General features: G+C 30.1%; 22 protein-coding genes, 4 tRNA genes and 1 other RNA gene. 17 read left to right on the plus strand and 10 right to left on the minus strand.

Going from position 1 to position 22,636, the window contains the following annotated elements:
- Positions 1 to 391 precede the first annotated feature (391 nt).
- From MRZ80_RS01600 to MRZ80_RS01630, 7 genes are all read left to right on the plus strand, one after another.
- A complete protein-coding gene (locus MRZ80_RS01600) occupies positions 392 to 676 on the plus strand; it encodes a 50S ribosomal protein L44e (RefSeq protein ID WP_292535553.1) in 285 nt (94 codons plus the stop codon).
- A gap of 148 nt (positions 677 to 824) precedes the next feature.
- The gene (locus tag MRZ80_RS01605; RefSeq protein ID WP_292535555.1) at positions 825 to 1,004 is read left to right on the plus strand and encodes a 30S ribosomal protein S27e; all 180 of its coding nucleotides are present in this window, start codon (positions 825 to 827) and stop codon (positions 1,002 to 1,004) included.
- 41 nt (positions 1,005 to 1,045) lie between these two features.
- The gene (locus tag MRZ80_RS01610; RefSeq protein ID WP_292535557.1) at positions 1,046 to 1,828 is read left to right on the plus strand and encodes a translation initiation factor IF-2 subunit alpha; all 783 of its coding nucleotides are present in this window, start codon (positions 1,046 to 1,048) and stop codon (positions 1,826 to 1,828) included.
- A gap of 202 nt (positions 1,829 to 2,030) precedes the next feature.
- The gene (locus MRZ80_RS01615) at positions 2,031 to 3,014 is read left to right on the plus strand and encodes an alpha/beta fold hydrolase (protein WP_292535559.1); all 984 of its coding nucleotides are present in this window, start codon (positions 2,031 to 2,033) and stop codon (positions 3,012 to 3,014) included.
- A 101-nt stretch (positions 3,015 to 3,115) separates the two neighbouring features.
- Positions 3,116 to 3,286 carry an RNA-protein complex protein Nop10 gene (locus MRZ80_RS01620; RefSeq protein WP_292535561.1) on the plus strand — a complete coding sequence of 57 codons (171 nt, stop codon included), beginning with the start codon at positions 3,116 to 3,118 and terminating at the stop codon, positions 3,284 to 3,286.
- Positions 3,287 to 3,365: 79 nt separating this feature from the next.
- On the plus strand, positions 3,366 to 4,154 hold the full coding sequence (locus MRZ80_RS01625) for a proteasome assembly chaperone family protein (protein ID WP_292535563.1): 789 nt from the start codon (positions 3,366 to 3,368) through the stop codon (positions 4,152 to 4,154).
- Positions 4,155 to 4,260: 106 nt separating this feature from the next.
- On the plus strand, positions 4,261 to 5,418 hold the full coding sequence (locus MRZ80_RS01630; RefSeq protein ID WP_292535565.1) for a TIGR00375 family protein: 1,158 nt from the start codon (positions 4,261 to 4,263) through the stop codon (positions 5,416 to 5,418).
- A 445-nt stretch (positions 5,419 to 5,863) separates the two neighbouring features.
- Here MRZ80_RS01630 and MRZ80_RS01635 read toward each other — a convergent pair.
- The 4 genes from MRZ80_RS01635 to MRZ80_RS01650 all read right to left on the minus strand — a co-directional run bounded on the left by MRZ80_RS01635 (position 5,864) and on the right by MRZ80_RS01650 (position 7,795).
- Positions 5,864 to 5,938: transfer RNA gene (locus tag MRZ80_RS01635), tRNA-Arg, on the minus strand.
- 97 nt (positions 5,939 to 6,035) lie between these two features.
- Positions 6,036 to 6,110: transfer RNA gene (locus MRZ80_RS01640), tRNA-Arg, on the minus strand.
- Between the two features lie 306 nt (positions 6,111 to 6,416).
- Positions 6,417 to 7,175 (minus strand): hypothetical protein, encoded by a 759-nt coding sequence (locus tag MRZ80_RS01645; RefSeq protein WP_292535567.1) that lies wholly within the window; start codon positions 7,173 to 7,175, stop codon positions 6,417 to 6,419.
- Between the two features lie 116 nt (positions 7,176 to 7,291).
- Positions 7,292 to 7,795: an ArsR family transcriptional regulator gene (locus MRZ80_RS01650; RefSeq protein ID WP_292535569.1), complete on the minus strand. Its 504-nt coding sequence runs from the start codon at positions 7,793 to 7,795 to the stop codon at positions 7,292 to 7,294.
- A gap of 255 nt (positions 7,796 to 8,050) precedes the next feature.
- On the opposite strand from MRZ80_RS01650, the gene grpE reads away from it, so the two are divergent.
- From grpE to dnaJ, 3 genes are all read left to right on the plus strand, one after another.
- Positions 8,051 to 8,602, plus strand: coding sequence for a nucleotide exchange factor GrpE (gene grpE / locus MRZ80_RS01655; protein WP_292535571.1), 552 nt, complete (start codon positions 8,051 to 8,053; stop codon positions 8,600 to 8,602).
- An 80-nt stretch (positions 8,603 to 8,682) separates the two neighbouring features.
- Entirely contained in the window at positions 8,683 to 10,542 is a 1,860-nt protein-coding gene (gene dnaK, locus MRZ80_RS01660; RefSeq protein ID WP_292535573.1) for a molecular chaperone DnaK, read from the plus strand.
- 182 nt (positions 10,543 to 10,724) lie between these two features.
- Complete coding sequence (gene dnaJ / locus MRZ80_RS01665) at positions 10,725 to 11,879, plus strand: molecular chaperone DnaJ (protein WP_292535575.1); 1,155 nt, start codon at positions 10,725 to 10,727, stop codon at positions 11,877 to 11,879.
- Between the two features lie 47 nt (positions 11,880 to 11,926).
- Here dnaJ and MRZ80_RS01670 read toward each other — a convergent pair whose 3' ends face one another.
- The 3 genes from MRZ80_RS01670 to MRZ80_RS01680 form a co-directional block, all read right to left on the minus strand.
- The gene (locus MRZ80_RS01670; protein WP_292535576.1) at positions 11,927 to 12,892 is read right to left on the minus strand and encodes a bile acid:sodium symporter; all 966 of its coding nucleotides are present in this window, start codon (positions 12,890 to 12,892) and stop codon (positions 11,927 to 11,929) included.
- Positions 12,893 to 13,101: 209 nt separating this feature from the next.
- Positions 13,102 to 14,073: a DNA cytosine methyltransferase gene (locus tag MRZ80_RS01675; protein WP_292535578.1), complete on the minus strand. Its 972-nt coding sequence runs from the start codon at positions 14,071 to 14,073 to the stop codon at positions 13,102 to 13,104.
- A complete protein-coding gene (locus MRZ80_RS01680) occupies positions 14,070 to 14,927 on the minus strand; it encodes an NgoPII family restriction endonuclease (RefSeq protein ID WP_292535580.1) in 858 nt (285 codons plus the stop codon). The genes MRZ80_RS01675 and MRZ80_RS01680 overlap by 4 nt, the downstream gene beginning before the upstream one ends.
- Positions 14,928 to 15,190: 263 nt before the next feature.
- Here MRZ80_RS01680 and MRZ80_RS01685 point away from each other — a divergent pair, with 263 nt between their 5' ends.
- The 4 genes from MRZ80_RS01685 (at position 15,191) to rnpB (ending at position 16,659) form a co-directional block, all read left to right on the plus strand.
- Positions 15,191 to 15,463, plus strand: coding sequence for a hypothetical protein (locus MRZ80_RS01685; RefSeq protein WP_292535581.1), 273 nt, complete (start codon positions 15,191 to 15,193; stop codon positions 15,461 to 15,463).
- A 137-nt stretch (positions 15,464 to 15,600) separates the two neighbouring features.
- Positions 15,601 to 16,071, plus strand: coding sequence for a coenzyme F420-reducing hydrogenase, FrhD protein (gene frhD, locus MRZ80_RS01690; protein ID WP_292535582.1), 471 nt, complete (start codon positions 15,601 to 15,603; stop codon positions 16,069 to 16,071).
- 117 nt (positions 16,072 to 16,188) lie between these two features.
- A tRNA-Met gene (locus tag MRZ80_RS01695) sits at positions 16,189 to 16,263 on the plus strand.
- A 92-nt stretch (positions 16,264 to 16,355) separates the two neighbouring features.
- Positions 16,356 to 16,659, plus strand: an RNA gene (gene rnpB / locus MRZ80_RS01700) — RNase P RNA component.
- A 225-nt stretch (positions 16,660 to 16,884) separates the two neighbouring features.
- Here the strand turns inward: rnpB and MRZ80_RS01705 are convergent.
- Positions 16,885 to 17,865: a M24 family metallopeptidase gene (locus tag MRZ80_RS01705; RefSeq protein ID WP_292535584.1), complete on the minus strand. Its 981-nt coding sequence runs from the start codon at positions 17,863 to 17,865 to the stop codon at positions 16,885 to 16,887.
- A 193-nt stretch (positions 17,866 to 18,058) separates the two neighbouring features.
- Here MRZ80_RS01705 and MRZ80_RS01710 point away from each other — a divergent pair, with 193 nt between their 5' ends.
- Both MRZ80_RS01710 and MRZ80_RS01715 read left to right on the plus strand, forming a co-directional pair.
- Entirely contained in the window at positions 18,059 to 18,460 is a 402-nt protein-coding gene (locus tag MRZ80_RS01710) for a hypothetical protein (protein ID WP_292535586.1), read from the plus strand.
- A gap of 10 nt (positions 18,461 to 18,470) precedes the next feature.
- Entirely contained in the window at positions 18,471 to 18,956 is a 486-nt protein-coding gene (locus tag MRZ80_RS01715) for a hypothetical protein (RefSeq protein WP_292535588.1), read from the plus strand.
- A gap of 53 nt (positions 18,957 to 19,009) precedes the next feature.
- On the opposite strand, the gene hypF is transcribed toward MRZ80_RS01715, so the two are convergent.
- Positions 19,010 to 21,328, minus strand: a complete 2,319-nt coding sequence (gene hypF, locus MRZ80_RS01720; protein ID WP_292535590.1) for a carbamoyltransferase HypF — start codon at positions 21,326 to 21,328, stop codon at positions 19,010 to 19,012.
- Between the two features lie 222 nt (positions 21,329 to 21,550).
- On the opposite strand from hypF, the gene larB reads away from it, so the two are divergent.
- A complete protein-coding gene (gene larB / locus MRZ80_RS01725; protein WP_292535592.1) occupies positions 21,551 to 22,330 on the plus strand; it encodes a nickel pincer cofactor biosynthesis protein LarB in 780 nt (259 codons plus the stop codon).
- Between the two features lie 138 nt (positions 22,331 to 22,468).
- Here the strand turns inward: larB and MRZ80_RS01730 are convergent.
- Positions 22,469 to 22,613: transfer RNA gene (locus tag MRZ80_RS01730), tRNA-Trp, on the minus strand.
- Positions 22,614 to 22,636 lie beyond the last annotated feature (23 nt).

Below are 22,636 nucleotides of genomic sequence, written 5' to 3' on the forward strand. Positions count from 1 at the left end.
AAATTATTGATTGTTCTATCATGTTGAACAATTAGGATTTAATTAAAAAATATTATTAAAATATTTTATTATACATAGATGTAAAAACAACACAAAACATGATATTTTAGATATTATCGTATGTATATTTTTTTTATAGAAAAAGAAATTAAGATGATACAATCAATTGTATTTTTTGTTTTTTTTCTTAATTTATGAATATTTTTAACGGAAAAATGAGATTTTAACAATAAAAAAATATTCAAAATAGAAATATCTTTTAATAAAAAAGGGATATTCTTTTAAGAAGTAGAACTTATTGTTACTACTTTAAAATTTTAATACAAATTATTTCCAGTAAAATATAACGGATAATTTTTATTTCAATTTATATAATGACGAGGTGAATTAGATGAAAATACCACGAGAAAGAAGGACCTACTGTCCAAAATGTAAAAAACACACAGTACACGAAGTACACACATCCAAAAAAAGAAAAGCAAGTGAATTAAAATGGGGACAACGTCAGTTCAGACGTGTAACCGCAGGTTACAGAGGTTACCCAAGACCTTTACCATCAGGAAGTAAACCTATTAAAAAATTAGATTTAAGATACAAATGTAAAGAATGTGGAAAAGCTCACATTAAAAGAGATACCAACATCCGTGCAGGAAAAGTTGAATTTGTATCACAATAGATTAAAATTTAATTTTAATTATTTTTTTCCAGGATTTAATTATACATACTAAAAAGAGAGCTTCAATTAGTGAGGCTTTCTTTATTTTTTTTAAAATCCAATGGTAAATAAATATTTTTTTTCACATCTTAAAAGGGAGGAATTGTACATGGCTAAACAAGCAAGTAATTTTTTAAAAGTTAAATGTGGCGACTGTGAAAACAATCAAATAATCTTTGACCACGCATCATCAACAGTTAAATGTGTTGTATGTGGTAAAACATTAGTTGAACCAAAAGGTGGCCGTTCTAAAATTTGTGCACAAATCGTTGAAGTTTTAGACCACTAGATCTTAGGATAATATAGATTGCTAATTCCAGGTGATTTTAAATGGTTAGAATGAATAAGCAATGGCCTGAAGAAGGTGATCTAATTGTTGGAACCGTACATAAAGTATTAGGTTATGGAGCTTTTGCAAAACTAGAAGAATATGAGGGTAAAGAAGCATTTATCCACATTTCAGAAGTTTCTTCTGGTTGGGTAAAAAATATCAGAGATTATGTTCGTGAAAATCAAAAGATAGTTGCAAGAGTTCTTAGAGTAAACCCAAAAAAAGGTCATGTAGATGCATCTTTAAAACGTATACGTGAAGATCAAAGAACACGTCGGATGCAACAATGGAAGATTGAGCAAAAAGCTGAGAAATTATTAGAAATTTCTGCTAAATCAATTAATAAGACTTTAGATGAAGCTTATGATGAAGTAGGATATCTAATTATGGAAGAATTCGGAGACTTATATGAAGGTTTCGAGTTAGCTTCTGATGAAGGGGAAGATGTGCTTTTAGCTTTAGATATTGATCCTCAATGGGCTGAAGTTATCACTTCTGTTGCTAAGAAAAACATTTCAACACCTGAAGTACAAATTACAGGTTATGTTGATTTAACATCATACAAACCTAACGGTGTAGAAGTTATTAAAGAAGCTCTTATGGCTATTGAAACTGATAATGTTGAAGTTCAATGTGTTGGAGCACCTAAATACAGAATCATGGTAACAGCTGAAGATTATCCAACGGCTGAGAAAATATTAAGTGAATCTTCTGATAAATGTATTGAAATTATTGAATCTAACGAAGGATTTGGACATTTCCACCGTGAATTAGAAGAATAATTACATTTTATTTAGAATGGATTCATTCTCTTTTTTTACTTTTTTTTATTATATTTTACTTATTTCTAGAATTCTTTTTTGATAATATTTATTAAATATTGATAATTACTAAATATATAATCTAGAATAGGAATAAAAATGCTTTAGTTATTTAGGGCTTTTTTCTTTTTTATAATTATTTTTAATGGAGAGGGGAAAATTTATGAATATTGAAGATATACCTCCAAAATACTATGTTTTAGATGAATTTAAGTTTGAAAATGGTGAAGTTCTAGAAAATCAGAAAGTTGAATATATTACACTTGGAACACCACAATATGATGATGAAGGATTTATTACAAATGCTGTAATTTACTTCCATGGTACATCTGGTAATTATGGTTCTATACGTAGAATATCAGAAGAACTTGGTGAAAATCGGGCATTTGATACAGATAAGTTATTTTTCATATCTCTTTCAACACTTGGTACACCTGGTAGTTGTTCACCTTCAACATCAAATATGGGACGTAATTTCCCAGAATATACAATTGCTGATATGGTTAATTTTAATAAACAATTTATCATGGAATGTTTAAATGTTAAACACTTACGTGGTGTTATTGGAAATTCTATGGGTGGATTTGAAGCTGTTATGTGGGCTTGTATGTATCCTGATGATATGGATTTTCTAATATCTCTTGTAAGTAGTTATAAGGTTGGTGGACAAAACTATGTTCTTTCAAAGCTTATGTATGATGTTATAGTTTCAGATCCTAACTTTGAATGTGATGAAAATATTGATGAACTTAAACGTTCACTTATAATTTCAAGTAAGGCAATGTATTCATTTGGTCTTTCACGACAGTTTTATATGGATCAACCAGTTGAGGATATTGCAAAGTATATGGATGAGTTTGCATATGAGGATGCACAAGAGGATGTATTTGATGCATTTTATCGTTGTGTTGCAAGTATGAACTATGATTTAACAGATTGTGTTGAAAATATTAAGGTAAAAACATTAATTATTGGAATTTATGAGGATCAATATTTCCCACCAGAACTTGATGCTATACCAATGCATGCAAAGATAAAAGATTCACGTCTTATATGTTATAATTCATATCTTGGTCATGTTGGATCATCTGAATTATCAAAAATTCACAATGAACTTGAGGACTTCATGTCTGAATTTAAATATTAAAGGTGTGTTGCAACTGTAAATATTTTTTTTATAGATTATATGAAAGTTATGATAGTTTAATACAAAAATATAAACATAACATAAAAAGATAAATATATATCATGAAGTTTCAGATGAGAAGATGTAAAGTTTGTAATGAATACACACTAAAGGATGTCTGTCCACGATGTGATGAGAAAACTGGTGTAATATTTCCGGCAAGATACTCACCACAAGATAAGTATGGAAAATATAGGCGTATGATGAAAAAACAACAACAGGAAAATATGTAAAAGAATGAATAGTTGTTTTTTCTATTAATTTTTATTAAATCTTAATTTTTTTAATTTTTTTAGGGAGGAGACTGATAATATGGATGATAAAATACAAATAAAACAAATTGAAGATGTAGAGCTTGAAAATCCTATAATTTTTGAAGGATTACCAGGAATAGGATTTGTAGGTAAAATTGTTGTTGATGAAATAATAAAACAACTTGATGCTACTAAGTTTGCAGAACTTCAATCTGACTATTTCCCACCACAAGTTACTGTAAAAAAAGATGGTCTTATAGATCATATGAAAAATGAATTCTACTATGTAAAAGATTTCGGAGAAGAAAAAAGAGATCTTGTAATTCTTACAGGTAATACTCAGGCAACAGATTATGATGGACAAATTGCAATATCAAGAGAGTTAATGAACTTCTTTGCAGATCTTGGTGCTGATAAAATATTTACACTTGGTGGTATTGGAACAGGTGAAATGGTAGAGAAAAACAGAGTATTTGTAGCAGGTAATGATCTTGATGCAATTAATGAAGTAATTGAACTTGATAATACTCATATAAGAAAAGATGAAGGGGGATCAATTATTGGAGCTTCTGGTCTTCTTCTTCATTATGCAGAAGAAAAGGATGTAAAAGCTGTATGTCTTATGGGTGAAACTCCAGGTTTCTTTGTTGATCCATCAGCTGCAAAAGAAGTATTGATGGTTCTTTTCAAATTACTTGGATTTGAATTTGATCTTGAAGAGCTTGATGAGAAAATTGAAACTACACTTAAAAGATTATCATTAAATCCACAATTTAATCCAAATATGATGGAAGCACAACAGGCACCTCAACCTGCACCTAGTGATGATCTAAGATACATTGGATAAACACATATTAAATTATAAGATATATACTTAATAATTCCCCACCTATACATCTTTTTTAATCTTTTTTTTATAAGGAAAATACAATATTGGAGAAGTGCTAAAATTTATGATAATAAATGCAGATTTACATGTACATAGTAAGTATTCAATGGCAACATCAAAGAATATGGAACCAGTAGTAATGGCAGAAGAATCCCAGAAGAAAGGTCTTGATCTTATAGCAACAGGTGATGGACTTCATTCAGGATGGCTTGATGAACTTGAAGATGCACTAGTTGAAATAGATGACAGTGGAATTTATAAATTAAAAGATGACACACTAGGTGTTAATACAAAGTTTATTACAACCACAGAAGTAGAAGACAATCACCGGATTCATCATCTTATACTTATTCCATCACTTGAAGTTGCACGGGCTATGCGTGATGATTTTATTGTAAAGAATATGGATGCTGATGGAAGACCAAGAATAAGAATGGATGGAGAGCAAATCATTGAAATTGCACGTAAATATAACTGTATTATAGGTCCTGCACATATATTTACACCTTGGACTGGTCTTTATAAGTCATATGATTCAATAGAGGATTGCTATAAACAAAGACCTGACTTTGTAGAACTTGGACTTTCAAGTGATAGTGATCTTGCAGATTTAATTGATGAACTTAAAGATTATACATTTCTTACAAACTCAGATTCACACTCTCCATGGCCACATAGAATGGGTCGTGAATTTAATAAGATGGAAGTTGATGAATTAACATTTGAAGGTATAAGACGAGCAATATTAAATAATAATATTATTGAAAACTATGGATTTGATCCACGTATGGGTAAATATCATGAAACAGGATGTATTGATTGTTATAAGATTTATTCAATATTTGATGCACAAGAGCGTAACATGAAATGTAGTTGTGGTGGACGTATTAAAAAAGGTGTAAAGGGAAGAATTGAAGAACTTGCAAGTTATGATGTAGCTCATCATCCAGAGGGTCGTCCTCATTATCAGTATATTCTACCACTTGCAGAACTTCTTAGTGTTGTTCACAATAAAGGTGTTATGACAAAGTATGTTCAAAGTAGGTATGATCGTTTAATTGAGCTTTTTGGCTGTGAAATTGATGTTCTTCTAAATGTTGATATTGAAAAGATACGTAAAGTTGACATGCTTCTTGCTAATGCTCTTGAATCCTATCGTAATGATAGTTTAGATGTTGAGCCTGGTCGTGGAGGATGTTATGGTAAGGTTAATTATAACTAGATTTATTTAGAATTTATATATTAGTAATAATATTAATATAGTATTTAGAATAAATATATGAATATAATAGTAGATTTTATAATCTACTTGGTTTAAAGGAAAAATATATTTTTTTTAAATATTTAGAATAAAAAAAAAGAAATTGAGGTAATAATATGGATTTATTAGCAATGGACTTTACAACAATAGGAATCTTTGTTCTCATAGGTTTTGTAATAATCACATTAGTTGGTCAATTAATGGGTAAAGCATTAGAATAGATTAAATTTATTTTTTTAAATTTAATTTAAATTATCTTTTTTTTAGTTATTTAGCTCTTTTTAGTATATTTTAGAAGTTTTTCATCTATTTTTATATTTCATTTTATTATAAGTTATTAGTTATAAGTTATAATTAATTTAGATATAAAATTATAATATTGTTGTAGATTTATCTTTAAAATTAGCGGATTTGGGGGGATTCGAACCCCCGATCTCCAGATTAGGAGTCTGGTGCCCTATCCTGGCTGGGCTACAAACCCATTACATAAAAATATTTAAGTAATTATTATGTAGAATTAATATAATAAGTTAAAATTATTGTTAAATTTAAATAAAATAAGTTCTTTTTAAAATTAGCGGACCTGGGGGGATTTGAACCCCCGGCCTTTGGATTAGAAGTCCAACGCCCTATCCAGTCTAGGCTACAGGCCCATGTAATTACACATATTACTATTATTATGGTTTATTTGTTTTTATATATATACTTTACGGTTATGATTTAAAAAAAGTAATTATTCATAAAAAAAATTAATTATCATTAAAAAAAGTTCTTTAAAAAAATAAAATAATTTGAGAATATCGCATCTCAAAAAATATAATATGATTGTTTATCTATTAGCAATTCTTTTTTTTAGTAGTATCATATATTAATAGAAAATATCTTCAAACTACTATCAAATAAATTGAAAAAAAAATAAAAGAGAAAAATATCAGATTCTCATTTTATCTTTTATAATACTAAATTTCGAAGTATTGTCCAATATCTGGAATTGTAACTCCAGTTTTTCCATTACTGTTTTTAGTTCTACTTACATAAACTTTAATATGTGAGAAGTTAGGATCTGATGTTGTAGCATCAAATACTATACATTCACCGTTAGCTTCAGTATTTACAATTGTACCTTCACTTGATGTAATTGTAATATCACCAAGATCAGCTTTCTGTAGTAATGAGTATGCTTGTGGAACTGTTAATTTATCTACAGATGGAGTATCTGGGTTAGTAGGATTTGTCGGATTAGTTGGATTTGTCGGATTTGTTGGATTTGTCGGATTTGTTGGATTTGTTGGGTTGGTTGGATTTGCTGGGTTATCATTAGGGTTGTTTTGGTTGTTGTTTTGGTTGTCTCCTTGACTATTTCCTGATCCATTACCTGCTGGTGTTGCTACTGGATTGTCTGCTGAAATTAAACTCTGGCTAGCTTTAACATTTCCAGCTGAATTATTATTTGAAGCTGCATTTGCTTGAGCTGCTTGATCTTTTGCTTGTTGAGCTTGTGCCTGTGCTTGTGAAATTCCTTGTCCGTCTGATCCTTTACCATTTGCTTGTCCATCTGCTTGTGCTGGTGCAGATAATGTATCTGTTATTGATGATTCTTCTGTATCAACACTTGCAAGTGGGTTAAGCATGTCATCGTCTATATTTATTTGATATGTAGCTGCAATTATTCCTATAAAGGCTACTATGACAAGAGCTAATATTATCTTCTTATCCATTTTTTCACCATTTATATTAGTTCGCAGTTTTTTTAATATATACTCCTAGAATTGTAGGATTTTCTATATATTATTATAATACTATTTGTTTATTTTTTACTATATAAATTTTTTAATTATTCATATTTGTATTCAGGAATTGCTTTTCTTATATCTGTTATTATGGTCTTTTTCTTTTCTTGTTTTTGTTTTGGATATTCTACTTGTCGTAGAAGATCTTCTGCATATGTTAGTGCACTTTTATATTTTTCTATTAATACTTTAAGATCGTCTATTGCTGTGATATCTCCACTATATAGTCTTTCTTCTATGTTGTATAGTTCTGTGAATTCTTCTCCCATCATGTGCATTTTGATGTTGTCTGGTTTGATGAAGATCTTGATTTCTATTCCTTGTGTTATTTCATAGTATTTTCTTGGTCTTCCTCTTTCTATTTTTTTGTAGCTGGGGTTTATGAGACCTAATTCTTCCATTGCTTTTAGGTGTCCTATTATTGCTTTTTGACCAATATTGAGTTGTTGTGATATTTCACTTACAAATTTTGGTTCTTCAGTTAGTAATGCAAGGATGTCTCGTCTTGTTTTACATCCTATTACATCGAGTACTGCTTCAAGATTCATTTTCTTTTCATTCCTTTTTTATTGTCTCTGATTTTATTATTTATTTTAATAATTATATAAATATAACCTAAGGTTACTAAAAGATCATAACATTTATATAGTATGAAATAATTATTTATAATTAAGAAAAGTTTTTTGTAACCAAAGGTTATTAAAATAGGAAACCTTTATATACTAAATCAAATTTAAAATAATAAATAAGAGAAAAATAATTTTGTAACTTTGAGTTACTATAATAATTACAAGGGTGTATAAATGACAGAAGAAGAAAAAATCAAAGCAGAAACAATGCAAGATGAAGAAAACATAGAAGAATCCTCACAAGAAGAAAACACAGAACAACAAGAAGAACAACAAGAGGAAGAAAAAACAAAAGAAGAACAACTAGAAGAACAACTACAACTATACAAAGACAAAATACAAAGACTACAAGCAGATTTTGAAAACTTCAAAAAACGCTCAGAAAAAGACAGACAAGAATTTGTCAAATATGCCAATGAAGGAGTAATACTTGCAATGCTGGAGGTATATGAAGATTTAGAACGTGCACTTCAAGTTGAAGATGATAAAGATCTAAGAGAAGGAGTAGATTTAATATACAAGAAATTTACAAAAGTCTTAGAAGATCAAGGTGTTTGTGAAATAAAAACAGAACATGAAAAATTTGACCCATACAAACACGAAGCACTACTAACAGAAAATAATGATGATTATGAAAACAATGAAATCATCCAAGACTTACAAAAAGGATACACTCTAAATTCAAAAGTCATACGATACTCAAAAGTAAAAGTATGCAAAAAATAAATAAATTATAATCTAAATTAAACTTATCATTTCAAAAAAAAATATAACAAAAAAAAATTAAAAAACAAAGGTGAATATATATGGCAGAAGAAAAAGTTATAGGAATAGACTTAGGAACAAGTAACTCAGCAGCAGCAGCTTTAGTTGGAGGAAAACCAACAATCATACCAAGTGCTGAAGGAGCAACCCAATACGGAAAATCATTCCCAAGTTATGTAGCATTTACAGAAGAAGGAGAAGTACTTGTAGGAGAACCAGCAAGAAGACAAGCAGTAACAAACCCAGAAAGTACAATCAGTGCAATTAAAAGACACATGGGATCAGACTACACAGTAAACATAAAAGGAAAAGACTACACACCACAAGAAATCTCAGCATTAATCTTACAAAAAATCAAAAAAGATGCAGAAGCATTCCTCGGAGAACCAGTAAACAAAGCAGTAATTACAGTACCAGCATACTTCGATGACAACCAAAGAACTGCAACAATTGATGCAGGTAAAATCGCAGGACTTGACGTATTAAGACTTGTAAACGAACCTACAGCAGCATCACTTGCATACGGACTTGACAAAACAGATGAAGAAGACGTAAACATACTTGTATTCGACCTTGGTGGAGGTACACTTGATGTAACAATCATGGAATTCGGAGAAGGAATCTTCGAAGTAAAATCAACAAGTGGAGATACCCAACTTGGTGGAACAGACATGGATACAGCTTTAATGAAATACTTAGCTGATGAATTTGAAAAAGAAAACGGAGTAGACTTACTTAACGATGATCAATCAGCACAACGTCTCAGAGAAGCAGCAGAAAAAGCAAAAATCGAACTTTCAACAACACTCACAACAGACATCAACCTTCCATTCATTACAGCAACAGAAAAAGGACCACTTCACCTTAACACAACATTAACACGTGCAAAACTCGAAGAAATTGTAGATCCAATCATCAAAAGATGTGGAGCACCAATCCAACAAGCAATTGACGATGCAAAACTTGACGGAGCAATCGATAAAATCATCCTCGTAGGTGGACCTACAAGAATGCCATCAATCCAAAAATACGTAGAAAACTTCGTAGGACAAAAAGTAGAAAGAGGAATCGACCCAATGGAATGTGTAGCATCAGGAGCAGCAATCCAAGGTGGAGTACTTGCAGGAGAAATCGATGACTTAGTACTTCTTGATGTAACACCATTATCATTAAGTATTGAAACAATGGGAGGAGTTGCAACAAAACTTATTGAAAGAAACACAACAATCCCAACTAAGAAAAGTCAAATATTCACAACAGCAGCAGACAGCCAGACAAGTGTAGACATCCACGTAGTTCAAGGGGAAAGACCAATGGCAAACGACAACACTACACTTGGAAGATTCCAACTTGTAGGAATACCAGCAGCACCAAGAGGAACACCACAAATTGAAGTAACATTCGATATTGACTCAAACGGTATAATCAATGTATCAGCAAAAGATCAAGGAACAGGAAAAGAACAAAAAATAACAATCACAGCATCAAACAAACTCTCTGATGAAGAAATCGAAGAAAAAATCAAAGAAGCAGAAGCACACGCAGAAGAAGACAAAAAACGTCAAGAAGAAATCGAAATCAGAAACACAGCAGACTCACTTGTATACACAGTTGATAAAACAATTGAAGAACTAGGAGAACAATTAGCTGAAGATAAGAAAACATTACTTAAAGATCAACAAAAAGATCTTCAAGATGCAATTGCAGCTGATGACATAGATCAAATCAAAGAAAAATCAGATGTACTTGATAAAACAATTCAAGAAATCGGAGCAGAAATCTATCAACAAGCAGCACAAGCACAACAAGCACAAGAACAAGCACAACAACAAGCACAAGGACAACCAAACAATGATGCAGCAGCAGATGATGACACAATCGATGCTGACTTCCAGAAATAGATTTAATTAAAAAAGAAAATGGATTTAAAGGAGTGTGAAATATTAATACATTCCTTTATTTTTTTTTAATCTATCCATAAACCTCAAGACTTTTTTTCTAATATAAACAAATATAACAATATAAAAGTAATACTAGTTTTAAAAATAATAAAAAAAATTATTATACAAGGAGTTTAAAACAAATGGCAGATAAGAAAGATTATTATGAAGTATTAGGTGTAGACCGTGATGCTGACCAGAAAACAATAAAAAAAGCATATCGTAAACTTGCAATGAAATATCACCCTGATGTAAATGATGGTGATAAGGATGCTGAAGAAAAATTCAAAGAAGTAAGTGAAGCATACGGTGTACTATCAGATGAAAGTAAAAGACAAAGATATGATCAGTTTGGTCATGCAGGAATGGATGGATATTCACAAGAAGACATATTCAACAACATAAACTTTGAAGACATCTTTGGTGGATTTGGAGGTTCATCAGGTGGATTTGGAAGTATTTTTGACTTATTTGGATTTGGTGGAGGATCATCAGGACAAAGAGTAGAACGTGGAAGTGACCTTGTACAGACACTTAACATTACACTTGAAGAGGTAGCAACAGGAACATCAAAAGAAATTAGTGTAACCCACAGAAAACTCTGTCCAACATGTAATGGTTCAAAAGCAGAACCAAACTCTGCTGTAAATACATGTAGTCAATGTAATGGGTCAGGACAGGTAAGACAAGTACAAAATACACCACTTGGACAGTTTGCAACAGTATCAGAATGTCCAACATGTCATGGTGAAGGTAAAGTTATTGAAAATAAATGTCATGACTGTCTTGGTAGTGGACTTAAAAAGATTACAGAAAAAATCACAATCAACATACCAGCAGGTGTAGAAACTGGAACTAAACTAAGAGTAACAGGTGAAGGTGATGATTCTGTAAATGGTGGAGTAAGTGGAGATTTATATGTTACAATCAATGTCCTAAAACATGATCTTTTCACAAGAAATGGACAGGACTTATACTATGAACTTCCAATAAGCTATGTACAAGCATGTCTTGGTGATCAGGTAGAAGTTCCAACAATTGATGGTAAAAATGCAAAACTTACAATACCAGCAGGTACACAGACAGAAACCTCATTTAAACTAAGAAATGAAGGACTTAAACATGTAAAATGGTCTGGTGTTGGAAACTTATATGTAAAAGTACATGTTGTTGTTCCAAAACAATTATCAGAAAAACAAAAAGACATACTCAAAGACTTTGCACATGAAAGTGGAGATGAAATCTCTGAGGTAAGACAAGGATTCTTTGATAAAGTAAAAGAAACCTTAAATAAATAAGTTATGTAGTCAAAAAAAAGTTATAGATAGAGGGATTTATTTATCCTCTATTTTAAATCTTGCCTGGATCTTATAATTAGAAGAACTCGTGCTACAATAAATAGTACTGGAAGTTCAATTAAAGGTCCTATAATAAGGGCAAGTGCAATTAATGGCTTGTCAGGAAATGATGTAACAGCAATTGAAAGTGCAATGGGTGAATTTCTTGCCATTGTAGTAAGGCTTAATGCTGCACTATCAGAGTAGTTGAGATTAATAATTCTCCCTGCAATACGTCCAATAATAAATGTTATTATGAAAAATAATATTATTGGTATAAGAAGTAAAACTAGCACTTCCAGGTTTGCAAGTAGTATCTTTCCTTGTGATGCAAACATTGCAATGATTGCTAAATCTAGGAAGTAATCCTGAAAATCACATGCCTTTGGTGTAATTTTTGTTGTAAAGAATTCATCATCATATCTTACTATTAAGATATGTCTTATAATTGTAGCTGCAACTAGTGGTATAATAAGTGTAAATATTACACCTTTTAGTAGTGCGATAAATTCTATATTAATACTTGCCCCTCCGATAAGTAGGATATAGATGGGCATTAGTAGCAGTTGTAATATAAGATTTAATGGTAGAATTGATGATCCTAGTGCAACATTTCCTTTTGCCATTCCAGTAAATATTAGATACCAGTCTGTACATGGAGTAACCATAAGCATTATAAATCCTATGAGAATCTCAGGATTTGATGATAGAAATGTTCTGCCAAGTATGAATATTACTATTGGTGTTATAATAAAGTTAATTATCACAGCTGTTGTTGTAAATTTAATATTTTTAAATGATTTTCCAATCTCTGATATTGGAACTTGTAGAAATACTAGAAATAGCATTATCATAAGTGCTGGTGTAATTAAATACTCAGCATTCATACTTATAATGTCAACTTGTCCGAGTAGTATTCCTATAAGAACCATACCTAGAATTGTAAATGTTTGAAATTTATTTACTTCATCCATTATAATGTGCTCCTTTATGTAATAGGGTGTGTAAATAATCTAATATTTTTAAATTAATAAAGGCAATAAAATATAAACTAATCTAAAAAATACATTTAATAAAAATTTAATCAAATATAAATAAAAGTTTCCGTAGTATTTAATAGGAAATATAGGAAAAATACAAAAAAATTAAACATTAAAAAGAAGGGAAATGGATATAAAAATATTTAGTTTAAAGCCTCTTTTATGGCTTTTGCTAATTCTTCTGCTAATTTTACAGGTACAGCATTACCTATCATTTTATATCCATCATTTATTTTTTTATAAAAGAATTTATAATCATCATCAAATGTTTGAATTCTTGCACATTCACGTACAGATAATCTTCTATATGGCTTAGGTGTAGAAGGATCAAATATACGTTTATCTTTATCTACTTTTATCATCTTATTTGCTTGAGGATGACAAGGTGCATGTCTTCCACTTGCTTGAATTGTAAATGATTGTTCATCCCATGATCTAACCCTATTTCTTGACATATACATTGATGAAAAATCACCAAGCATATATTCATGATTTATAAGGGGAAGTTCTACTTCATCTATGCTATCTTTCTGTGTAGCTAGTGGTTCTTCCATATTACCAATAGCATCTCTTAGTGTAACTTTAGATTTATATGGCTTTGGAAATTTAAAGTTAACTTCAAGTTCATTTCTAAATCCAACAATAAATACTCGTTTTCTATCCTGTGGAACATTATAGTCACTAGCATTTAAAACTTGGTAGTGAAGTGTATATCCAATAGTTCTAAGATTTTCTGTAAATTTATCAAATTCATCTTTATGAGTTTTACACACCATTCCAGGTACATTTTCCATTAAAAAGAATTTAGGCTTTTTTTGTTTTATTAGGCGTAGATATTCATATAAAAGTTGACCTCTAGGATCTTTAATTCCACGCATACTTCCTGCAAGACTCCAACTTTGACATGGAGGTCCTCCAATAAACCCATCAACAGTAGGTATTTCATCTGCTGTTATATCTTCTATGGATTTCTTATTCATTTCTAGGTGTTGGTTGTATTCATATGTCTGCCAACATCCACTCCAGTTATCATTTGCAAAGACTATTTCATATCCTACATTTTGAAATCCTTTATCAAGTCCACCAATTCCTGAGAAAAATGATGCTACTTTCATAGTTTATCCCACCTTATTAAAACAGCATCCATCATTGAATCTACCTCATTAGGATCTTTAATTTTAATAAAACTGGTTATTATATCTTCATCATTTAAAATTGATTCTCTATCTTCTTGTGGGAATGATAAAAATTTTTCCTTTTTCATTAAACTAACTACTGTGAATTCTTGATTATTTTTATTATAATTTAACTGGTCTTTAAATATGTGAAATGGGTTAGATATAATCCACATTCCTCGTATTCTAAGTTTACTAATTCCTAAGTTATCAATTTGATTAATTCTACCTAGTTCATTAGTTTTTTGAGTGTTTGGAATAACACTAATAGTATCTTGTAATAGCTTTTTAAAATTACTATATAATGTGTTATCTGCAATATAACAATCTCCATACACAAGAAATAGAAATTTTAAGCATGAAGTTCTATTTTCAAAACTACCAATTGAGTATATTAAATCTTTTTTATCCCATTTTTCACAGTTTTTACATGTTTCTGTTATGAGTGAATCATTAGAATATAGATTTGATTTTGGTGTAGAACTATTTAATTGAATTTCTTTAGGAAAACCATTAACTTTTTTAACTTCAACTGCATCTCCATTAGCTATCATAAAATCAGGTGGATTATTTGAATTTCCAAGATATGAAAAATATTTCTCATATTCATCTTCCTTATTTATAATACTATATGAATCAGCAAAAGAATCTTTTATAAAGTATTCTAAACCTTTTCCAACATTCTGTATTTCATTTTCAAGATTAATATCTGATTTTGGAGGATACAACTTATTGAAATTAAATTCAGAATTCTTTTTTATATTTAAAATTGCTTTTAGAATATTAGTTTTCATAATTTCTTTTTTTCCATTATTATTTTTCTATAGTTTTTTTATTTTAGATACTTTCAAATATTAGAATATTAATTATAATATATTAGGTTTTTAGTTAATTAAGATTTTAGATATTGAAGTTATTTAGTGGTGATTGTATTATGATTATTTCAGATGAGAATGTTCATTTAGATATTAATTTAGATGGTGAGTTTTTTGGTGATTTAACATTTGCTGAGGTTGAAGATTTACTTGGTGATTTTAAGATTTCACTTAAGGAGTCTATGGAGCCACGTGAGGTTGTTTGTGTGCCTGGTGGTGTTATGTATTTTAGTTGTGATGAGGATCGTCACCCATTTTTTATAAGAATTTATAAAACTTTGGTTGGTTCAGATAGATGGATCTTGTTTATGAAGGATGATAATGAAGGCTATGCATTGTATTTAAATCCTGCTTCATGTAAATATGAACTTGCATGGTATATGATGAATTTAAATGAACCTCTATGTAAGGAGGATGAATTGAAATTAAGAACATGTTATGTTCCTGAGTTTTAATAATAACATAACAATATTTAATATTAAATTTTAGCATAAATAATAATTGTAACAAAATAAAATGTAAATACAAAAATTAAAAATAATATAAATCAAATTCTAATTTGAAAAATAATTTTTTATGGAGAGAAATTAATTTGACATACGATGCAGAAGTTTTAATTGTAGGTTGTGGAAATGTATTATTTAAAGATGATGGATTTGGACCTGCAGCAATTAAAGAAATTGAAGAACACTTAGATGAAAGACCAATACCTGATAATGCTATGACAATAGATGCAGGAACTAGTGCTCCACATTATCTATTTTCACTACCTAATCCGATGTGGAAGAAGATTATTATACTTGATATTGCAAACTTTGGTGGACAACCTGGTGATGTGAAAATATTATCAAAAGATGAAGTACCTGAAGGAAAATACCAGGATCCACACTCCCTTTCTGTTGCTGATCCTCTTGAATTAACAGAAGCAGAAATTATTATTGTTGCATGTCAACCTGAGGAAGTATCATCTCCTTATGTGGAATATGGTCTTTCAGATTCTGTTCAAAAAGCATTACCTAAAGCAATTGACATGGTATATGATATCTTAGAAGGTAAGTTATAGTTTAGTTTACCTTTTTTTTATTATTTTTTTTCATATAATAATTAAATTAGAAAACTTTATATATAACTTATAACAAATTTTAGTATAGCTCTTATAGAGTTAACTATTCTACAACATAGCGGGGTGGGGTAGTCTGGTGATCCCGCGGGGCTCATAACCCCGAGAGCCCTAGTTCAAATCTAGGCCCCGCTATCTTTTTACTAAAAAAATTTAAATTTTATTTTTATGATATTTTTAAACTAATTTTTTAATTTTTAATTTTACATAATAATATAATATTTTAGGTAAGCTGGAGCGTAGCTAACGGTATAAATTTATTTTTACTGGGGAAACTCCATCCACTATAAGTACCATGATGTTCTTAACTGACATACGCTGAGAAGTGTGACACTGAGATAGAAACGATACGATAGATCTTAAACTGGCTTTGAAAGATGATACAATTGCGTTGATGATGCCTAACATAGATAATCGATGAAACGATCAATCCATGGAGTGCAAAAGAAAGTATTTATCATTTACTGATAAAAGGTACCTTGCTAAGATTAATGCTACATAATAACAGGAGGTGGGTTACTCCCAGCATGCCTGATAATTTATTATAATAAAATTAAAAAGTTTTTTTTTAATTAATCTAAAGTCTTATTTTAAAACATACTATTTTTTTTCAATAATTTTATAAAAAGAGTTAAATCTAATTTTTCAATATAGGAGAGGATTATTCTAGTAATTAATAGAATATAAAAAATAAAATAAATTAAATTATTTTATTTAATACTCTAAAAAAATTTTAATTTTATAATCTTACACTTTCTATAATGTTGTAATTTCACAACTATCTTTTTCAACAATAAGTGTATGTTCAGTTTGAGCTACCATACCATCTGTTTTTTCTTTAAGAGCACTGTAAGGATAGATTGAACGTGAAACAAGAAGTGGTCTCATAGCACGGTTAAGACTTTTAAGGTCAGGATATTTATCAATTAAAGCTCTTTTTGAAAATGGGAAATAAGTATTATTTACACTAATATCTTTAAGAAGCTTTCTTGCATCAGGCTGTCTTAAGGGTCTGTTTCTAAGGTATGAGTAGATGTATGCATTTGGAAGATCATTAACTTCACCAATACCATTTGTTGCAAATGGTTCAACTGCAATATGATCTCCTTCTTGAAGCTTATGATCACTTCCATCAGGATAGTTAGGAATTGAAAGACCTGCATGTAAATTATTTCTTTCAAGACTATGACCTGAAAGATTAACAATAGGCATAAATCCCATATCTTGTATTGTTTTTTGTACAATTTCACCAATTTCATTCAGTGTTGTACCATCACGTATAATACTAATAGCATTTTCAAGAGCACTACTTGATGCTTCTTTAATTTGTTGTCTTAATTCAATTTCTTCTTCTGAAACTTCAACATCACCATTATCAAGACGTCCTGGCATGTTAATTAAGTTACCATCTTCATCTGTATTGTCTGCATTTTCACCTTCAACAATTACAGTTACAGCAGTATCTGAAATGTAACCATCAACTTCAGCTCCAAGGTCAAGTTTTACAATATCTCCTCTACAGAAAAGTGTTTCATCACCAGGATCTGCTGTATAGTGTGCTGCAATCTGGTTAATTGACACATTACATGGGAATGATAATCCTGCACCTGTATCTTTTATTGATGTTTCAACAAAATCAACAATGTCACCAACTTTTACTCCTGCTTTAATTTTTTTTGCTGCTTCATTTCTTACTTTTGAAGCAATTTCTCCTGCTTTTTCATATTTTTCTAACATTATTATCACGATAATTTAAATATTTAATTAAATAAAATTTTTTTCTTATTGTTATATTTTAATTTATAAAGTTACTCTTTAATAATTTATAAGTTAATATTCATGTTTTTTTAATGTATAAAATCTTAAATAGTATACTATTTAATAATATATTATATAATCATGTTTAATAGACGAGGTTAAAATAATGAATATGGCAATAAGTCAAGATTATCTAGTTATATTAGCACTTGCTGTTATTGCACTTATTGCAATTATTGCAATAGTAATGGCATGGCGTAAAAACTCTGAATCAAAAAATGCAGTATTGCTTCTTGAAAAACAAACAGAGCTTAAAAAAGTAGAACTAGTAGAAAGAGATCTTGAAAACAAACAAAGAAAAGAAAACTTATCTGAATTATCTCAAGAAGATCAAGAAAGATTAAGACAAATTAGAACAAATACTTCAGAAATTATGGGAAAAATCAGCTTATTAAGTTCTGAGGTAAATGAAAAAGCAGATCAACTTGAAGCAAAAAGTGAACTTTTAAAACTTCAAAAGTTATCTGAAAAACTCGATAAAAAACAAGCAGAAATTGAAAAATCTCTTAAATAGGTGAGTTCTTATGGAAACAGCAACTACTCTTGCAATAATTATCTTATTTATTGCAGTATTAATACTCATCTATTACTATCTTCAAGCTACAAATCACCTTCTCTACCAGAAGATTCATATGAAAGCTTCTGATATTTCAACAAAAATTGAACAAGAAGAACATGTATCTGATTTATCAGGAAAATTTTCTGATTTCAGTGAAAAGGTAAAAGATAAAGTTCAAGATGATGATGCAGATGATGAAGAACGCATCTCAAAAACTGATCAAATTTCAAATAAGATCGATCAATTCATCAATGAACAGAGTGAACAAGTAATTGAAGATTGGGATCTTGCAACAAATAAGGATCTTGATGAAATTATTGATAAATTTAATTTATTTGAAGATGACTTCAATTCTTATAAGAAAAGTAATGATCTACGTGTTGAAGATCTTGAAAAAAGAGTTAATAGTATTGATGCTAAAATTAATGCTATTGAAAATGAAGATGAATGAGAATATTCATTCATATTCTTATCCTATTTTTTTATAACTATTTTTTTTATTATTTATTTATTATTTATTTTCCATGCAGCTATTGCACATTCACCAACAGATACACTTCCATCTCCTGCACAGCTATTTTCATTTTCTATAAATTTAAATCCATTTTCTTCTATGACTTTTTTTGTATATTCTGATATGAATTTATTATAAAATACTCCACCTGTTATTCCAATGTAGTTGGTATTCATCTCTTTTGCACATTTTATTGCTATTTTTGCCATAACATCTGCTAATGCTTTTTGTGATGAGTATGCAATTTTATTAATGTCACAGTCTTTTTGAATTAATTCTACTATATCACATAGTAGTTTGCTTGTATCTGCAATATAGCGACCATCAGTTTCATCTTTTGATATGTCTACTTTAAGATCATATTCACCATCTGCTCCTATTGCTGCTGATTCAAGCTTCATGGAACATTCACCTTCATATCCACGATTTTGGCTTACCTTTAGAAGTACACTTATACTATCAAGTATACGTCCCATACTACTTGTTTGTGCTGTGTTGAAGTTGTTTTCTAGTTGTTTTAGTGTTATGTCTACTTCACGTTCATTGTATTTGAAGAGATCTGAGTAGTTTTCTTTCATTAGTTTTCTAAGTTCTTCATGATCTATTACTGTTGAAAGTATTGCAAGTGCCATACGTATTGGATACTTTGTACTTAGATCTCCTCCTGGCATTGGCTGTTTTTTAAGTCCTCCAAAGTTTATATATTCACCAGTTGAATCAAGATATAATACTTCTCCTCCCCAAATTGAGCCATCTTCTCCATATCCTACTCCATCTGATGTTATTATTACAGCTTTATCTATTTGATGTTCTACCATTACACTTGCTGCATGTGCCTGGTGGTGTTGTATTTGTATGAGTGGAATATCATGTTCTTTACTTATTTGTTTTGCAAGCTTTGTTGTATTAAATTCAGGATGCATATCACATACTATGTAGTCTAGATTTTCTGTTTTTGTAAGCTTCATTAGGTGTGCTATTGCATCTTTCATGAAGTCTATTGTTTTTATTTTTGATGTGTTTCCTATGTGTTGTGATGGGTAGCATCGTCCATCCTTTAGTATTGAAAATGTAACATCAAGTTCAGGTCCAAGTGCTAGCATGTTATGTGTTGTGTCAATACTTTTAAAGTCGTATGGTTTTGGTGTATATCCTCTTGAACGTCTTATAAATACTGGCTTGTTGTTTCTAAATCGTATTACACTATCATCACAACGATTTAATATTTTCCTGTTATGAAGCAGGTAGTAGTCTGCAATACCTTCAAGATTTGATATTATTTCATCATTGTCTATTAGCATTGGATTTCCTGGTAGATTTGCTGATGTCATAATATATGCTGGTTCATCTGTATATTTAAAAAGTAAGTAGTGTAGTCCTGTATATGGTAGCATTATTCCCTGATTGTGAAGTCCTGGTGCAATCATGTCAGATAGGTAGTAGTTTTCATTTTTATCAACTACAACTATTGGTCTTTCAACTGATGTTAGTGACTTTTCTTCCATATCTGTTATATCTACAAATCCTCTTGCTGTTTCTATATCTGGCACCATACATGCAAATGCCTGTGTTTGTCGTCCTAGCCTGTTTCTTAGTTTTTCTATTGCATCATCTGTTGTTGTTTTACATACAAGGTGTGTTCCTCCAATTCCTTTTATTGCAAGAATATTTCCCTCATCTATTAGTTTTGATGCCATTTTTATTGGATCATCACATTTTATAATTTCATCTTTATATAGAAATACTTCAGGTCCACATTCAGGACAGCATGTTGCCTCTGCATGATATCGTCTATCTATAGGATCTTCATATTCATCATTGCATTCATTACATAGTGGAAATTCATCCATTGTTGTATTTTTCCGGTCATATGGTACTTTGTCAATTAGTGTAAATCTTGGTCCACAGTTTGTACATGCTGTGAAGGGATATTTGTTATGACGATCATCTTGTGTGAATATTTCATTTAGACATTCATCACATATACTCATATCTGGTGGTATTACAGCTGATCCACTGAGGTTATCACTACTTTCTTTAATTATGAAATCATCATAGTTGGATGTATCTTGTTGTTTTATATCGATTTTGATATTGTTTATCTGTGATCTTATTGGCTTTCTTTGTTTTAGTTCATCTGGAAAGTTTTCTACATCTGTTTTGGTTCCTTCAATTAAGATTTCAACAATATTTCCCATATTTCGTACATATCCTGTAAGATTCATGGACTTTGCTATTCTATATACTGTTGGTCTAAATCCTACTCCTTGTACTATTCCTTCAACTAATAATGATGCCATGTATTTCATAATTATATTTCCTCTCCTAGTGAAATTATTTATTGTCTTGTTTATTATTTATTTAATTCATGTTATTATTTTTTTTAATTGTTTTTAGGAATCTTTAATATTATTAGTATGTTTTTATAGAAATTATTATGTAAATAATATAATATTTGAATATTTTGAAAAACTTTAACTTAATACTTTTTTTTACTAAATTGATAATTTAGGGGAGGTGTATTTTTTTTTATGAAGGAAATTCTTGAAAAACTTATGAATGGTAGTATTTCAATGTCTGAAGCTGAAGATGAACTTAAAGTTATGCAGGTTCAGCAGCTTGGTGATAATGTTAAATTTGACACTGATCGTGAAGATAGAATTGGTGTTCCTGAGGCTGTTTATTCACAGGGAAAAACAGATGAAGACTTACTTAATATCATCAATAATATTGAAATAAGGGGTAATTTAATAGTAACAAGACTACCAGAAGCACGTTATAATAGCATTAAAAATGAAATAAATGATGATGTTCTTAAAAATTCACAGTATTTCAAACAAGCATCTATATTAACACTTAATAAAATACCAATAGAAAAACATCAAGGAAAAGTAGGAATAATAACAGCAGGAACAGCAGATGTACCAGTAGCAGAAGAGGCAAGAATAACAATACAACAGGCAGGATTTGAAACAATAACATCATACGATGTGGGAGTTGCAGGAATACACAGACTACTTGATAAGATAACATATATTCTAGAGCAAAAAGTAGATATAATAATTGCAGTAGCTGGAATGGAAGGAGCACTACCATCTGTTGTTGCAGGACTTGTAGATGTACCAATAGTTGCTGTTCCAACATCAACAGGATATGGAGTTGGTGCGAAAGGATTTACAGCACTCTTTTGTATGCTTCAATCATGTGCACCTGCAATTGCAACAATGAATATAGACAATGGTTATGGTGCAGGAGTATATGCAATAACTACACTAAAACAGATTGAAAAACGAGTAGCAAATGGTTACTAAATTAATTCTCCACCCTAATTTATTTTTTTAAAGAATTTTAAAACTAGCTTTTTTTAAGTATTTTATATAATTTTTAGAGTAAGTTGTCTATAAAATAAGAAATTAATGTAAAAAATAAGTTTTTTTTAAAAGTAAAAATGGGGTCACTGGGATTTGAACCCAGATCCTAGGATTTCTCTTGTCTCAGCACTCCAATTGATCATCATCATAATATAATTCAGCTTGCGCGCTATCTTCAAAGACAACTGGAGTCCCAGATGATGCCTGGTTACACTATAACCCCATAATGTTTTTATAGTGCCAAGA

The organism is Methanosphaera sp. (assembly GCF_022768985.1).
GTDB lineage: Archaea > Methanobacteriota > Methanobacteria > Methanobacteriales > Methanobacteriaceae > Methanosphaera.